14 protein-coding genes, 4 tRNA genes and 2 pseudogenes are annotated in these 12,693 nt (G+C 68.2%); 14 read left to right on the top strand and 6 right to left on the bottom strand.

Annotation, left to right across the window (positions count from 1 at the left end):
• Positions 1-17: 17 nt before the first annotated feature.
• From bluB to K6K41_RS02595, 3 genes are all read left to right on the top strand, one after another.
• Positions 18-743 (top strand): 5,6-dimethylbenzimidazole synthase, encoded by a 726-nt coding sequence (bluB, locus tag K6K41_RS02605; protein WP_261403774.1) that lies wholly within the window; start codon positions 18-20, stop codon positions 741-743.
• Between the two features lie 137 nt (positions 744-880).
• Positions 881-1,957, top strand: coding sequence for a siderophore-interacting protein (locus K6K41_RS02600; protein ID WP_261403773.1), 1,077 nt, complete (start codon positions 881-883; stop codon positions 1,955-1,957).
• Between the two features lie 14 nt (positions 1,958-1,971).
• A complete protein-coding gene (locus K6K41_RS02595) occupies positions 1,972-3,144 on the top strand; it encodes an amidase (RefSeq protein WP_261403772.1) in 1,173 nt (390 codons plus the stop codon).
• Between the two features lie 20 nt (positions 3,145-3,164).
• Here K6K41_RS02595 and K6K41_RS02590 read toward each other — a convergent pair.
• Together K6K41_RS02590 and K6K41_RS02585 are read right to left on the bottom strand one after the other, a co-directional pair.
• Positions 3,165-3,240 (bottom strand) — tRNA-Thr (locus K6K41_RS02590).
• Positions 3,241-3,391: 151 nt separating this feature from the next.
• Positions 3,392-5,102: pseudogene (locus K6K41_RS02585) on the bottom strand (MFS transporter).
• Between K6K41_RS02585 and K6K41_RS02580 the strand changes: the two are divergent.
• Positions 5,029-5,394, top strand: a complete 366-nt coding sequence (locus K6K41_RS02580) for a hypothetical protein (RefSeq protein WP_261405905.1) — start codon at positions 5,029-5,031, stop codon at positions 5,392-5,394. The pseudogene K6K41_RS02585 and the gene K6K41_RS02580 overlap by 74 nt on opposite strands.
• A 19-nt stretch (positions 5,395-5,413) precedes the next feature.
• The gene (locus tag K6K41_RS02575; protein WP_261403771.1) at positions 5,414-5,830 is read left to right on the top strand and encodes a hypothetical protein; all 417 of its coding nucleotides are present in this window, start codon (positions 5,414-5,416) and stop codon (positions 5,828-5,830) included.
• Here K6K41_RS02575 and K6K41_RS02570 read toward each other — a convergent pair.
• Positions 5,827-6,649 (bottom strand): annotated as a pseudogene (locus K6K41_RS02570) (TrmH family RNA methyltransferase). The gene K6K41_RS02575 and the pseudogene K6K41_RS02570 overlap by 4 nt on opposite strands.
• Positions 6,650-6,880: 231 nt before the next feature.
• On the opposite strand from K6K41_RS02570, the gene K6K41_RS02565 reads away from it, so the two are divergent.
• The 3 genes from K6K41_RS02565 to K6K41_RS02555 all read left to right on the top strand — a co-directional run bounded on the left by K6K41_RS02565 (position 6,881) and on the right by K6K41_RS02555 (position 8,026).
• Positions 6,881-6,965 (top strand) — tRNA-Tyr (locus K6K41_RS02565).
• Positions 6,966-6,996: 31 nt separating this feature from the next.
• Positions 6,997-7,070 (top strand) — tRNA-Gly (locus K6K41_RS02560).
• 413 nt (positions 7,071-7,483) lie between these two features.
• Positions 7,484-8,026 (top strand): type IV toxin-antitoxin system AbiEi family antitoxin domain-containing protein, encoded by a 543-nt coding sequence (locus K6K41_RS02555; RefSeq protein ID WP_245479769.1) that lies wholly within the window; start codon positions 7,484-7,486, stop codon positions 8,024-8,026.
• 85 nt (positions 8,027-8,111) lie between these two features.
• Here the strand turns inward: K6K41_RS02555 and K6K41_RS02550 are convergent, their stop codons facing one another.
• Both K6K41_RS02550 and K6K41_RS02545 read right to left on the bottom strand, forming a co-directional pair.
• Positions 8,112-8,459, bottom strand: a complete 348-nt coding sequence (locus tag K6K41_RS02550) for a hypothetical protein (RefSeq protein WP_128778768.1) — start codon at positions 8,457-8,459, stop codon at positions 8,112-8,114.
• A gap of 170 nt (positions 8,460-8,629) precedes the next feature.
• Positions 8,630-8,705: transfer RNA gene (locus K6K41_RS02545), tRNA-Gln, on the bottom strand.
• Positions 8,706-9,183: 478 nt separating this feature from the next.
• Between K6K41_RS02545 and K6K41_RS02540 the strand changes: the two genes are divergently transcribed.
• The 4 genes from K6K41_RS02540 to K6K41_RS02525 all read left to right on the top strand — a co-directional run bounded on the left by K6K41_RS02540 (position 9,184) and on the right by K6K41_RS02525 (position 10,389).
• Entirely contained in the window at positions 9,184-9,636 is a 453-nt protein-coding gene (locus K6K41_RS02540) for a hypothetical protein (RefSeq protein WP_128778769.1), read from the top strand.
• The gene (locus tag K6K41_RS02535) at positions 9,633-9,782 is read left to right on the top strand and encodes a hypothetical protein (RefSeq protein ID WP_164919661.1); all 150 of its coding nucleotides are present in this window, start codon (positions 9,633-9,635) and stop codon (positions 9,780-9,782) included. The genes K6K41_RS02540 and K6K41_RS02535 overlap by 4 nt, the downstream gene beginning before the upstream one ends.
• The gene (locus K6K41_RS02530) at positions 9,779-10,012 is read left to right on the top strand and encodes a hypothetical protein (protein ID WP_128778770.1); all 234 of its coding nucleotides are present in this window, start codon (positions 9,779-9,781) and stop codon (positions 10,010-10,012) included. Before K6K41_RS02535 ends, K6K41_RS02530 begins: the two co-directional genes overlap by 4 nt.
• Positions 10,013-10,074: 62 nt before the next feature.
• Positions 10,075-10,389 (top strand): hypothetical protein, encoded by a 315-nt coding sequence (locus K6K41_RS02525; protein WP_128778771.1) that lies wholly within the window; start codon positions 10,075-10,077, stop codon positions 10,387-10,389.
• Positions 10,390-10,417: 28 nt separating this feature from the next.
• Here the strand turns inward: K6K41_RS02525 and K6K41_RS02520 are convergent, their stop codons facing one another.
• Positions 10,418-11,092: a hypothetical protein gene (locus tag K6K41_RS02520; protein ID WP_261403770.1), complete on the bottom strand. Its 675-nt coding sequence runs from the start codon at positions 11,090-11,092 to the stop codon at positions 10,418-10,420.
• Positions 11,093-11,132: 40 nt separating this feature from the next.
• Here K6K41_RS02520 and K6K41_RS02515 point away from each other — a divergent pair, with 40 nt between their 5' ends.
• Together K6K41_RS02515 and K6K41_RS02510 are read left to right on the top strand one after the other, a co-directional pair.
• Complete coding sequence (locus K6K41_RS02515) at positions 11,133-12,071, top strand: AAA family ATPase (RefSeq protein ID WP_261403769.1); 939 nt, start codon at positions 11,133-11,135, stop codon at positions 12,069-12,071.
• Positions 12,071-12,691 (top strand): hypothetical protein, encoded by a 621-nt coding sequence (locus tag K6K41_RS02510; RefSeq protein WP_128778773.1) that lies wholly within the window; start codon positions 12,071-12,073, stop codon positions 12,689-12,691. The genes K6K41_RS02515 and K6K41_RS02510 overlap by 1 nt, the downstream gene beginning before the upstream one ends.
• Positions 12,692-12,693: the final 2 nt, after the last annotated feature.

Below are 12,693 nucleotides of genomic sequence, written 5' to 3'. Positions count from 1 at the left end.
AGTTCAAGGACCGCACGATGACCGCCCCCGCCGAGGGAACGCCGGACGACGAGGCCGACCGGGAGCGCCGGGCCGCCGGGCCCTTCGACGCGGCCGCGCGCGCCGCCGTCTACCGCGCGATCGAGAGCCGGCGAGACGTCCGCAACGAGTTCCTGCCCGATCCGGTCTCCGACGAAATTCTGGCGCGGCTGCTCAAGGCGGCCCATTGCGCACCGTCGGTCGGGCTGTCGCAGCCCTGGAGCTTCATTCTCGTGCGTTCGGCGGAGAAGCGGGCCGAAGTCGCCGGCATCGTCGCGCGGCGGAACGAGGAGGCGGCGAACATGTTCGACGGCGAGCGCGCCGCGCAGTATCGGCGGCTGAAACTCGAGGGAATCGAGGCGGCGCCGCTCAACATCTGCGTGGTGGCGGACCGATCGCGCGGCGGACCCGTCGTGCTCGGACGCACCCACCAGGACGACGTCGACCTCTACAGCACGGTTTGCGCCGTCCAGAATTTCTGGCTCGCGGCGCGCGCCGAGGGGATCGGCGTCGGCTGGGTGTCGATCTTCGAGCCCGACGACCTGAAGCCGGCGTTCGGCCTGCCCGAGCATGTGTGCGTGGTGGCCTATCTGTGCGTCGGCCATGTCGAGCGACTGCATGTGCGCCCGGAGCTCGAGGCGCGACGCTGGGGCGAGCGGCTGCCGCTCGCCGACGTTGTCTTCGACGAGCGCTGGGGCGCGGGCGCGGAGATGTTCAATCGCTGATCGCAGCCGCTGCGCCATGCGGGCCGAACGGTGGAACCTGCTGATTTTAGAACGATTATCATCTTCGCCCGTGGCGTTGCCGGTGGCGGCTTGGATCGGTTAAGCCTGTCGCGGCCCCCGCCCGCGGAGCGCTTGCGATGACCCGACTGTTCGTCTCCGAAGCCGAAATCCGGACCGAAAACGCCGAAGCGCTCGCGGCCGAAATCACGGCCTATTGGGACGGCTACGAGGTCGAGCTCGAAACCCAGGGCTCCCGCACCACCGCCAAGCTCGGCGCGAGCCTGGGCGTGATGGAGGCGCATGGCGAGGTGCTCCGATTCCGGCTCGAATGCGCGGAGCTCGGCGTGCTCGAGATCATGCGCTCCTCGGTCACCGAAACGTTTCTGGCGCTCGGCAAGGACGAGGGCCTCAGCCTCGCCTGGCGCGGCGAGATGCCGACCGGGCGCCTGTTCGCCGATTTCCGCGAGGTGCGGCTCGTCGCCAATGTCGAGGTCGCGCCGCGCATCAGGCGCCTGACCTTCACGGGCGACGACGTCGCGCGCTTCGGCTCTGCGGCCGACATCCACGTGCGGATCTATTTTCCGCCCGACGGCCTCGCGACGCCGGAATGGCCGAGGCCGGGGCCGGACGGGCGCACGATCTGGCCGGAGGAGGCGAAACGCCCGGAGGTCCGCTACTACACGGTGCGGCGCTGGCGGCCGGAAGCCAACGAGATCGACGTCGACTTCGTGATGCATGAGGACGAGGGGCCGGGCTGCGCCTTCGCGTCCCGGGCGACGCCCGGCGCGATCGTGGGCATGGCGGGGCCGGTGGGCCGCGTCGCGCCGAAGGACGGCTGGACGCTTTACGCAGGCGACGAAACGGCGCTGCCGGCGATCGCCCGAATGCTGGAGGAGGCGCCGCGTGAGGCCGCAGGCGTCGTCTTCATCGAGGTGAACTCGCGCGCCGACGAGATTGCGCTCGATGCGCCTGCCGGCGTCGCCGTGCGCTGGCTGCACCGTCGCGGCGCGCCCGCGGGCGCGACCGATCTGCTGCATCGCGCCGTGATCGCCGCGCCGCTGCCGATGGACTCAGATCCTTTCGTGTGGGCGGCCTGCGAGGTCTCGGCCGCAAAGGCCATCCGCAAGCATCTGAAGGCGAAAGGGCTTGCGCGCGACCGCTTTCTCGTCGTCGGGTACTGGCAGCGGGAGGCGATGGACGCCGCCGCGGCCTGAGAGGTTTTGCGCGCGTGTTCGTCGACGAGATCGGAGCCCTTGTCCCCCACGGAGCGGTCGAGCGTGAGCCGACGGCCGACGGGCCGCTGTCCGGCCTGACCTTCGCGCTGAAGGATCTGTTCCATCTCGCGGGCGTCCCGACAAGCGCCGGCAATCCGGACTGGCTGAACACGCACGACGTTCCGTCCGAGACCGCCCCGGTCCCCGCCGCGCTGCTCGCCGCGGGCGCGCGGCTCGCGGGCAAGACCATCACCGACGAGATCGCCTGGAGCCTCAACGGCGAGAATTTTCACTACGGCACGCCCAAGAACCGCGCGGCGCCGGGGCGCATCCCTGGCGGTTCGTCTTCCGGCTCCGCCGCTGCGGTCGCCGCGGGGCTCGTCGATTTCGCGATCGGCACCGACACCGGCGGCTCGGTGCGGCTGCCCGCAAGCTATTGCGGGCTCATCGGCCTGAGGCCCACCCACGGCCGCATTCCGATCGACGGCGCGGTGGCGCTCGCGCCGAGCTACGACACGGTTGGTTGGTTCGCGCGCGACCTTGCGACCTTCGAGCGGGTGGGGGGCGTTCTGCTTGGCGCGCCCGAAAAGACCGTGGAGCCGGCGCGCCTGCTGGTCGCTGACGACATGTGGGCGCGCGCCCGACCCGAGACGCGAGAGGCGCTCGCGCCCGCGCTCGAGAAGCTGACGGGCCTCTTTGGCGGCGCCGACCATGTCGAGGTGTCAGGCGCGCGCGGCGCCGGCTGGCGCGACGTGTTCCGCATCATCCAGTCGGCCGAGGCCTGGTCGCTTCACGGGGACTGGGTCGAGCGCGTCCGCCCGACCTTCGGTCCCGGCGTGAAAGAGCGCTTCGAGGCCGCCTCAAGGCTCTCCGCCGACGAGATCGCAGGCGCCAAGGCCGGGCTCGAGACCATCCGCGCGGAGATGGAGGCGCTTCTGCCGCCGGGCGTGATTCTCGTGTCGCCGACCGTCCCCGGGATCGCTCCGCTGATCGGCACGCCCGAGCCTGAGCTCAACGTCTTCCGCGCCGCGGCGCTCGAGATGTTGTGCCCTGCGGGTCATGCCGGCCTGCCGCAGATCTCGCTGCCGCTGGGCGTCGTCGACGGCTGCCCGGTCGGCCTCTCCCTCGTCGCGGCGCGCGGCCAGGACGAGGCCCTGATCGCGCTGGCGGGACGGCTGCTGGGCTGAGGCTTCCGCCGAGACGTCCGTGGTGCCGCGTGCAGGGATCGAACCCGCGACCCCCTGATTACAAATCAGGTGCTCTACCAACTGAGCTAACGCGGCGCCGGCGGACGACCTTCGGGATCGGCGCATGGCGCTGTTCTTAGGGATAGCGACCGATCTTTGCAAAACGATTGCGCCGTCGTCCGGCGAAAAGAAAAAGGCCCCGCGGTTCGCCGCGGGGCCTTTTCCGTTCTCGGGCAGGCCTGAGCGGTCAGGCGTGCTCGTAGGTGGTGATGTCGCGGTCCTTGGTCTCCGGCACCAGGATGATGCCGATGATGAAGGTGAAGACCGCGAAGCAGATCGGGTACCAGAGGCCGGCGTAGATGTCGCCGGTCGAGGCCACGATCGCGAAGGAGGTCGCCGGCAAGAGGCCGCCGAACCAGCCGTTGCCGATGTGGTAGGGCAACGACATGGCGGTGTAGCGGATGCGGGTCGGGAAGAACTCGACCAGCGCCGCGGCGATCGGGCCGTACACGGCTGTCACGTACAGCACCATGATGGTCAGGATGCCGATGATCTTCAGCGCCTGCATGTTGCCGAGCGCGGCGAAGAACCCGTTGACCTTGACCTTCTCGGCGTCGTTGGCGGCCGGATAGCCGGCCGCGACGGCCGCTTCGCCGATCGTCTTGGCGAAGGTGGCGGCCTCGAACGGCACTTCCGTCCCGTTGACCGTGACCTTGGTGGGCGAGCCCGCCGGAGTCTCGACCTTGGTGTAGCGCAGCGCCTGCTGCGAGAGGGTGCGCCGCGCGACGTCGCAGGGCGCGGTGAACTTGCGGATGCCGACGGGGTCGAACAGCGTGCCGCAGGTGGCGGGATCGGCCGAGACCTCGATCTTCACGTTCTCGAGCGCCCGCTCATATTTCGGGTTGGCCACCGAGGTGAGCGCGCCGAACAGCGGGAAGTAGGTGACCGCCGCGATCAGGCAGCCGCCGAGGATGATCGGCTTGCGGCCGATCTTGTCCGACAGCGCGCCGAAGAACAGGAAGCCGCCGGTGCCGATGATGAGCGACCAGGCGATCAGCACGTTGGCGGTCAGAAGGTCGATCTTCAGAATGTTCTGGATGAAGAACAGCGCGTAGAACTGACCCGTGTACCAGACCACCGCCTGGCCGACCACCAGGCCGAACAGCGCGATGAGAACGAGGCGGGAGTTCTTCCACTGTCCGAAAGCTTCGGTGAGCGGAGCCTTCGAGCGCGTGCCTTCCTCCTTCATCTTCGTGAAGGCTGGCGACTCATGCATCTGCATGCGGATGTAGATCGAGATCGCAAGCAACAGGATCGAGGCCAGGAACGGGATGCGCCAGCCGCCCTGCAGGCCGAAGAACAGCTGGAAGTCCGTTTGGAACGCCTGCTCGCCCATCCACAGGCGCAGCGACACGATGACCGCGAGCGACAGCAACAGGGCCGAGCGTGGCGGTGGTCTGGATCCAGGCGGTGTAGAAGCCGCGGCGGCCGACCGGGGCGTGCTCGGCCACATAGACCGCCGCGCCGCCGTATTCGCCGCCGAGCGCCAGGCCCTGGAGCATGCGCAGCACGATCAGGATCACCGGCGCGAGCCAGCCGATCTCGTTGTAGCTCGGCAGCAGGCCGACGAGAAAGGTTGAAGCGCCCATGATCACGATGGTGATCAGGAAGGTGTATTTGCGGCCCACGAGATCGCCGAGGCGGCCGAACACCAGCGCGCCGAACGGACGGACCAGGAAGCCCGCCGCAAACGCCAGCAGCGCGAAGATCGCCTGGGTGGACGGATCGAAGGCCGAGAAGAACTGCTTGCCGATGATCACGGCGAGCGTTCCGTAGAGATAGAAATCGTACCATTCAAAGATGGTGCCGAGGGAGGAGGCCAGGATGACCTTCTTCTCCTCGCGGGTCATTGGCCGCGTCCTTTCGGCCATGCTCGGAGCGGCTGTTGCGACTGACATGGGCGTCACCTCGGTTCTGGCGGTCGGCGCGCGTTCCCGTCGCGTCGCAGCCGTGCGCCGCCTTGTTTTCGGCGGCTTCGTTGAAACACTGGACCCGCGGCTCTTCCGGCCGTCGGTCCCACCCCCGACGAACCGCGAAGCCTTCGCCGCGATTCGCCCTGTAGCTGACGTCCTGGACGCCGGTCTTCAGCCTGACGACGGGACCGCCGCAACGCTTTCGGCGACCGCCGAAACGATCCCCGCGCTACTGGCGCGGAATGTCGCACCAACTAGATACAAGTTGTTGGAATGACTCGTCGACTGGAGGCTGAATGCGACGTTCGTCTATGCCGCTTGCGATCGTTCTCGCGCTGGCGTGCCATGCGCTGGGCGTCGGGCCCGTCGTCGCCGACGAGCGACGCCCGGGAACCTCGATCGCCGCGCCCTACGACCAGCGCCCTGGCGCGGTCACACGCCCGTCCGGACAGGCCGACCGCGACTGGCGTCGCGGGCGGCGCTCTCCCGAGATCGTGATGACGCCCCAGCGCTCCACCTACCCGCGGCAGCGCTTCGAGGCGCCGCGATATGACGCGCGGGGGCGGCGGCTGAACGTGCCGGGCCGTCCGGACACCTATGACGGCTTCGGCCGCGCGCGCGCCCTTCAGCGGCCAGGGCCCGCGATCGCGCCGAGCGGCCCGACCGTGCGGACCGACGCGGCCACCCGCATCAACCAGTACAAGCCGCGCTAGCCCGCCGGTTTCGTCCGCCGCGCGACGTGCAGCGCGATCGCCGCCGCGTTCGACACGTTGAGGCTCTTGATCGCGCCCGGGCATGTCGAGCCGGGCGAGGACGTCGCAGGTCTCCCGCGTCAATTGGCGAAGGCCCTTGCCTTCGGCTCCGAGCACCAGCGCGAGGCCGCGGTCGCCGAGCTTGGCGTCGTCGAGCGGGGCGGGCCCATCCGAATCGAGCCCGATCCGCAGAAATCCCCGTTCGCCAAGATGTTGGAGCGCGCGGGCGAGATTCTGGACGAGCACCAGAGGGGCGTGTTCGAGGCCTCCGCTCGCCGATTTCGCTAGCACGCCGGTGGCTTCCGGGCTGTGGCGGGCGGTGGTGACGATGGCGTCCACCGCATAGGCGGCCGCGGTGCGCACGATCGCGCCGACATTGTGCGGGTCGGTGATCTGGTCGAGCACGAGCACGAGCCCGTCGCGCGGGATCGTCTCGAGCGTCGGGACTTTCAGCGCCTCGGCTTCGAGATAGAGGCCCTGATGGACGGCGTCGGGGGTGAGCAGGCGATCGATCTCGCCGGGGCGCACGATCTCCGGCGCGAGGCGCTCGGCGACGCCGGCCTCCGCGAGGCGGGCGAGAGCGTTCTCTGTCGTGAGAAGACGGATCGGCTTGCGCTTCGGGTTCCGCAGGGCCTCGACGACGCTGTGGAAGCCGTAGAGCACGACCGGGCCGTCGTGATCGCGCGGAAAGGCGCGCGGACCCCAGCTCTTCTGGCCGTCCTTGGCGTCGCGGCCCTGCGCGCCGGGGCGTGGCCGGCGGGGCGGTCGGGAGACGGACATTCTGGGCTCCCTTGGGGCGGAAGGTTCGAGACGGCGACGTTCGGGCCGCCAAGGCGCGGTTCTTCCACCACGACGGGCCGCTTGGCAACGCGTTCGCCCACAGCCGGGCGGCCGCCGCGCGGTTTTCCGGTTGACCGAGGGCGCGGCCTCCCCCTATAGCGAGCGCCGCGATCGCTTCTGTCCTTCGGGACCGCGGCGCTTGCGCGGCCCCCTACATATCGGGGCCGGCGTGGAGGGGTGCCCGAGTGGTTAAAGGGGACGGACTGTAAATCCGTTGGCTCAGCCTACGTTGGTTCGAATCCAACCCCCTCCACCATCCCGCATGAATGCGCTATGACGGGCGGCGCGCGGGTGTAGCTCAATGGTAGAGCAGCAGCCTTCCAAGCTGAATACCCGGGTTCGATTCCCGGTACCCGCTCCAGCCTTCCAGCCCTGAAAATTGAACGTTTTTCTGGCCTCTGGCCGCCTCATGCGGCGTGGGGGCTAGGGGAACGTAAGGCGGCCAAAAGGCCTCTTGTGGGGTGTTTCGGTGCAGAAAGTCCCCACGAAGTCCCCACGGAGGTTCGCTAGGCGTTCTCGCCGGCGTCCGAATCGGGAAGGGGGTTACGAAACAGCGAAGTAGCTCGAATCGGATTTTGCTACTTGGACGTTTCGAAAACCGGCGGCCGGGGATGTTACGTTCAGGTAGCAAAACTGAGATTTTGCTACTTCATTGTAACATGCGGGCTGCGCGGATAGGCTGCTCGCATGAGCCCTCCACCCGCTATCGACGCTATCTTCGCAGACAACAGGCTGCATCGATCCGCCGATCTGGCTGCAGCCGGGTTGTCGCGGATGGCGATCAAGCGCGCCGCCGACGCCGGTCGGATCATTCAATACGCCCGGGGCGTCTACGTAAGCGCCGAAGGCCTTGCGACCACTGGCATCAGCCTGGCCGCGACCTCCCTGCTCTTGCAGGGCGTCGTCTGCCTCGGATCCGCGGCGCAGTTCCATGGCCTGTCCGACGAGGATCCGCCAGAGATCTGGTATGCGGTCGATCGCGGAAGAAACGGCAATATGGCGGCGCCCAGCATCCGTCAGCCCCATCGCCTCGTGTGGTGGCCGGCCGAACTCTTGGAGGTCGGTGTGAACACCGTCCAGATCGCCGGCGTCGACGTTCGCTTCACGTCGCCGGCGCGGACCGTCGTCGACCTCATCCGCTATCGAGGGAAGCTTGGCGAGGAGACCGCCGCCAAGGCGCTGGCGGACTATGTGCGCAGCGGCGCGGATCTGAACGAGATCTGGGACATTGCGGAAGCGATCGGGGTGAAGGACGCGTTGACGCCATTCTTGAGGGTGGCCGAGGAACTGGCGCCCTCGATCGCGGCCCTCCGGTAGTCCCTCGATCTCAACGAAAAAGGGCCGCCGGCGCCACCACCGACGACCCAGTCCTGGGGGAGGAAACGCCCAAGGGCGCTCCTGGTCACCTGGATTCGCGCGCCGGCAGGTCAAGCCGCCTGCGGATCATCCGCTCCCCGGACGGCGTCAGCGTCCATCCGGCGCCGCCGCGCGGGCCTGGAGCCTTCACTGCGAAACCATCACAGACGGCGACGCCCATCGCCTGCTCGACGTCCCAGGCCGCCGCTCCGGTCATGCGGTCGAAAGCGTTGCGCGACGCGACCATCTCGGCCTTGGAGCGCCGGACGCCCATGATGTCCCCCAACCAGTAGCGCAAGCTCCGCGCCTCGCGGCGGGCGGTCTCGGCACGGGTGACGGCGGCCTGCTTGGCTGCCTGCGAGCGCGTCAGGGGGCGATGGCGTTGGGTGAGCACCGGAGACCTCCTCTGAAAGGCTACCAGCGGGCCGGTCGCTAGGCCGGCTATCGCAGAGGGAACGGCCTGCGTCGCATCAAGGCCCTCATCCCTGCCAGCTTGCGGGAGCGCGATGCGCTGCGCGGCCCGCTCACCTACGTGTCTGCTCTCCACGCCGCCGCGCTGGAAGTTGGCTCGGGGTGAAAGTCTCGAACTTCCGACCTTCGGGCTCAGAACCCGCTGCGCTACCAATTGCGCCACCCCCGAAAAGGGCGCGCGCGGCCGGAGCGCGCCCCACAGTCCAGTTCGAACGGCCCGCCTGGTGCGCTTCTAGGAGAGGCGTGGCGGGCACTAAGGGCTCTGCCCCATTCCAGGCGGATATCTAGGCTGAAAATTGGATTCTGCCGGAAGCCCCGACCCGCCACAACGGTTATCTGCGGCCTGACTCAAGAAGAGGCATTGTCAACATTGCGCCCAAGAAGGCGTCATGTCCGATAACCCTGAGTTATCGGACATCATAAATCGGGCGTTCCAGCAGGCTCCGCAGGCCAAAACTATCGGTACAAGAGAAGCGAAAAGAAGGGTGCTTCTTTTCCAAAACAGCGGTCCGCCGACCCCCCGGCCGGGAACTTCGAATCGGTCGGCGAGATCGTACCGCAGCCCTATTGCGGCTTTCGAGGGCGCATGCATATCATGGCCTTGTCCCGCTCGGATGACCGAGGCGCGACGGCAGGAGGCCTAGAGAATGAACACCATCATCATCACGGACAAAGACCGACAGCTCCGCGCTGAGCTCGCTGAACGCGTGCTCGTCGCCGTGCTGGGCGAGGGTTACGACCCTATCCGCGGCGACTTCCATCCACTCGGCTGGACCCGCACGCTGGTGCAGTTCACCGGCGCGATCGACAACCCCGACGACGAAGACCCGGAGGCGACAGTCGAAATGCTGGCGCAGGTCGGCGGGATGGTTGCAGCCATAGATGCCGCCAAGCGTGCGTTCGAGGATCAGTGGGTAGAGGCTCGCCTCTCAGACGACGGCCTCACGCTCGATATCTCCGACGTCACAGGAGAGGAAGCGCTCGAGGAGGCCCAGGATCTCGCGGCGCGCTGGCTGTGCGTTTCGTCCGATAGGAGCGTCATTCCACCGTTCCCGTATCCGATTCCTCGGGTCGATCTCGACACAGAGATCGGCTGGTGACCGGCCGCCCCTGGGCCGTCGCCCTGGACATCGACGGAGACGTCGAGCTCGTCCGTGAGTTCTTCCCCACCGCAGCCGAGGCCGAGCTCTTCGGAAACGCCTGCTTCAGCCCCATGCCCTTCATCCTCGTGAGGATCGACCAGTGACCAAGCCCGACGCCGTCTCCCGCCGCCTCTTCGCCGCCGTTCTCGCGGCCCCGCTCGGCCGCAAGCCGGAAGCCAACGCCCTCCTCAATGACCTGCTCGCCCGCAATCGCCGGATCGGCGACGAGGTCGAGGCCGCGGATCCGATGACGGTGGACACCGACGCGGTCGCGGCTCAGGTGCTCGCCAACCGAAAGGCGGCGGCCGAGGCGATCGAAGCGCTCTCGGCGTGACGACACAGCACCACGACGGGTATGCTCACCCTCGCGCTGACCACGGCGCGGGGGATTCTTTATTGGCGCTGACCGAGCACGAAGTCCTCATGCACATCGTCTTTCCGGAAGGCGCTGGCGGCCGGCTCGCGCGCGTCTTCGGCGTCGACACGAGGACCGGCCAGCGCTGGAACAAGCAGGAAATGCCGATGCCGGCCGAGGTGAAGGCCTGGCTCGAGGATCAGCAAGAGAAGATCTTCACGATCGTGAACCCCTACCCGGACGCGGTCCTTCGGGCGCTCGTCCAGCGCATGCGCGACGCCGGCGTCCATGACGAGGCGATCGCAAGCTATCTCGCCGAGGCGCACGTCGAGGTCCTCGGACGAACGATCCGGTAACCAGCCAAGCAACTTCAGCTTGAAATCGCTACCGTCGATCACCTAAGGTGGTCGAGTCCACCGCTGGAATGGTCCGCGCTGGACGGTTCGAGCGAGACCAGCTTTGCCCTCCCAGAATCCGCCTTTTACCCCTCGCGCCGAGGATGTCTCGGTCGCGCGCCAACGTGCCGCGCGTAGCGCCGAGATCATGTGCGGCGACCTGCCGACGCTTGCGGACCTGCTCGTCGGCCATCCGTTCCGAAGTGGTGACTTCGAGAAGGACGTCCGCTCGTGGGCGCACACAACGCTGAACGCGCTGGTCGTCTGCCGGCCTGAGCGCGGCCGCGCCGATCTCGGGAGCGCCCTTCATGCACTCCTGGGCGAGGTCAGCCTGACCAACGTCGCTGAGGCCGGACGGGAGCTTGAGCGCGTCGGGGCGCTGGCGGCCGCCGCCGAGGAGAAGATCCGCTACGAGGGCCGGGTTCGTTGCGACCTTTATTGCGTGGCCGGTTTCGGAGCCCTGGAGCCGCGCGCCCGGCTGATCGGCGCGATCATGCTTTTGACCGGTAAGCACCACCAACACCACCTGCTCGCGATGGCGGCCGGCCTGCTGCCGTTTCGTCCAGGGCGGGCGTCCGAAGTCCCCACCTCCATACCGCCGCGAGAACATCCTCCGCTCGGCATGGTCGAGGATCTCCGCCGAGCGCCGGGCGGAGGGCGACATCGAAGAGGGCATCCTCCGCAACCGGCCCGAACCCGGAGAGATGACGGACCTGCTCGACGAGGTCATGGAGGACCGCGGCGAGATCGTGCGCGCGCCGGGCGGGTTGGCTCGCCTGCGCGAGAGTCGCGTGACCGGCCTGCAGGTCGTCCCGAAGCAGCCGGCGGGCGCGGGCGATCGTCTGTGGCGGCCCTTCGCGGCGATCGCCGGCCGGCGCTTGCCGCTGGTCCGCCGCGGGGATGTGGCTGCCCACCGCCGCGCCCTGGTTCGCCGCGCGCCGCATGCCGCGGCCGCGATCGACGTGATCCTGCGCGACCTGACGGCGTCCGAGCTCGCCTGGATCAGGCCGACGCTCTTGGTCGGCCCTGCAGGCGCCGGGAAGACGTCGCTCGCACGCTCGATCGCCGAGGTCATCGGCTTGCCGGTCACGACCTACGCGGCCGGCGGGATCGCGGACGCCAGCATGATGGGGACCAGCGCGCAGTGGTCGACGTCGCGGCCGAGCGTGCCGCTGGACCTGATCAGGTCTTCAGGCGTCGCGAATCCGCTGGTCGTGCTGGACGAGGTCGAGAAGTCGCAGGCGTCCCACAACGGCTCGCTCGTGGACGCCTTGCTGGCCTTTCTCGAGCCGTCCACCGCCCGGCGCTACCGCGATCTCGCGCTCGAGATCGAGGTGGACCTATCGCGCGTGTCCTGGATCGCGACGGCGAACAAGCTCGATGACGTCCCGCGGCCGCTGCTCGATCGATTCCGGATCATCCGGGTTGAAGAGCCGACCTGGGCGCATGTCGGAGATCTCGCGCGCGGCATCCTCGACGACATCGCGGCCGAGCGCGACCTCGACAGGCGATGGCTGGACGAGCTGGCCCAGGACGAGCTTCAGGTGCTCAGACGAGCATGGAACGGCGGTTCGATCCGGCGACTGCGGCGCGCCCTTGAGGTGCTCGTCGACGGGCGTGACATGGCGATGCGGCGCGCGTGATGGAGCAAGCCCTCCTCATCGTTTCCATCGCGATCGCGCTCCGCGGCCTTCACCGAGACGGCCTGCTCGAACCAGCGCGCGCCAACGGGATCGCCGGGCGCGGCGCGGACGTCATCGAACTGCTCGGCATCGTTTCTCGTCTCGAGGATGAGGCCGAGATCCGGGAGCGTCTCGGCGAGCCCGGCGTCGCAGATCTACACGTGCGAGCGGCGGGTATGGAGCGGCTGGCGCTGGAGCTCCTCGACGCCGGCGGCTGGCTGGCCGTATTCGACGCCGCGCCCGATCATGCCCGAAACACCTGGGAAGCGCTCGCCGCCGATCTGAGTGCGGCACACGCTCAAAAGGTCAAGCCTGCACCTGATGGGATCGAGGTACAGGTCGATATGGCTCGGCGCACGATGCACGTGCGGATGTCCATGCGACCGCTACTCGACCGCTGGTGGATCGGCAGGCTCTTCGGCCCTGGCCGGCCCGGTCACCGCTGGCCGATGGTCGGCGGGAAAATCCACGGCGACCCGCGCTCGGTCGACGGGGATGAGGTGATGATCGTGGCCGTCGTTGAGGGCCAGACAGCACGCGGGCTTAGCGGGCTGGACTACGAGCTTGGGAGGCCGGCGTGAGC

It is taken from the genome of Chenggangzhangella methanolivorans (genome assembly GCF_019797865.1).
Lineage (GTDB): Bacteria > Pseudomonadota > Alphaproteobacteria > Rhizobiales > Methylopilaceae > Methylopila > Methylopila methanolivorans.
Note: the sequence above shows the minus strand (reverse complement) of the source record. Positions and strands in the feature narration are given on the sequence as shown.

What these genes read in the sequence shown, in the direction of transcription:
- bluB (WP_261403774.1), top strand. Translation starts at nt 18, where the DNA reads ATGACCGCCCCCGCCGAGGGAACGCCGGACGACGAGGCCGACCGGGAG.
- K6K41_RS02600 (WP_261403773.1), top strand. Translation starts at nt 881, where the DNA reads ATGACCCGACTGTTCGTCTCCGAAGCCGAAATCCGGACCGAAAACGCC.
- K6K41_RS02580 (WP_261405905.1), top strand. Translation starts at nt 5,029, where the DNA reads ATGACCTTCTTCTCCTCGCGGGTCATTGGCCGCGTCCTTTCGGCCATG.
- K6K41_RS02575 (WP_261403771.1), top strand. Translation starts at nt 5,414, where the DNA reads ATGCGACGTTCGTCTATGCCGCTTGCGATCGTTCTCGCGCTGGCGTGC.
- K6K41_RS02555 (WP_245479769.1), top strand. Translation starts at nt 7,484, where the DNA reads ATGGCGATCAAGCGCGCCGCCGACGCCGGTCGGATCATTCAATACGCC.
- K6K41_RS02540 (WP_128778769.1), top strand. Translation starts at nt 9,184, where the DNA reads ATGAACACCATCATCATCACGGACAAAGACCGACAGCTCCGCGCTGAG.
- K6K41_RS02520 (WP_261403770.1), bottom strand. Translation starts at nt 11,092, where the DNA reads ATGTCGCCCTCCGCCCGGCGCTCGGCGGAGATCCTCGACCATGCCGAG.
- K6K41_RS02515 (WP_261403769.1), top strand. Translation starts at nt 11,133, where the DNA reads ATGACGGACCTGCTCGACGAGGTCATGGAGGACCGCGGCGAGATCGTG.
- K6K41_RS02510 (WP_128778773.1), top strand. Translation starts at nt 12,071, where the DNA reads ATGGAGCAAGCCCTCCTCATCGTTTCCATCGCGATCGCGCTCCGCGGC.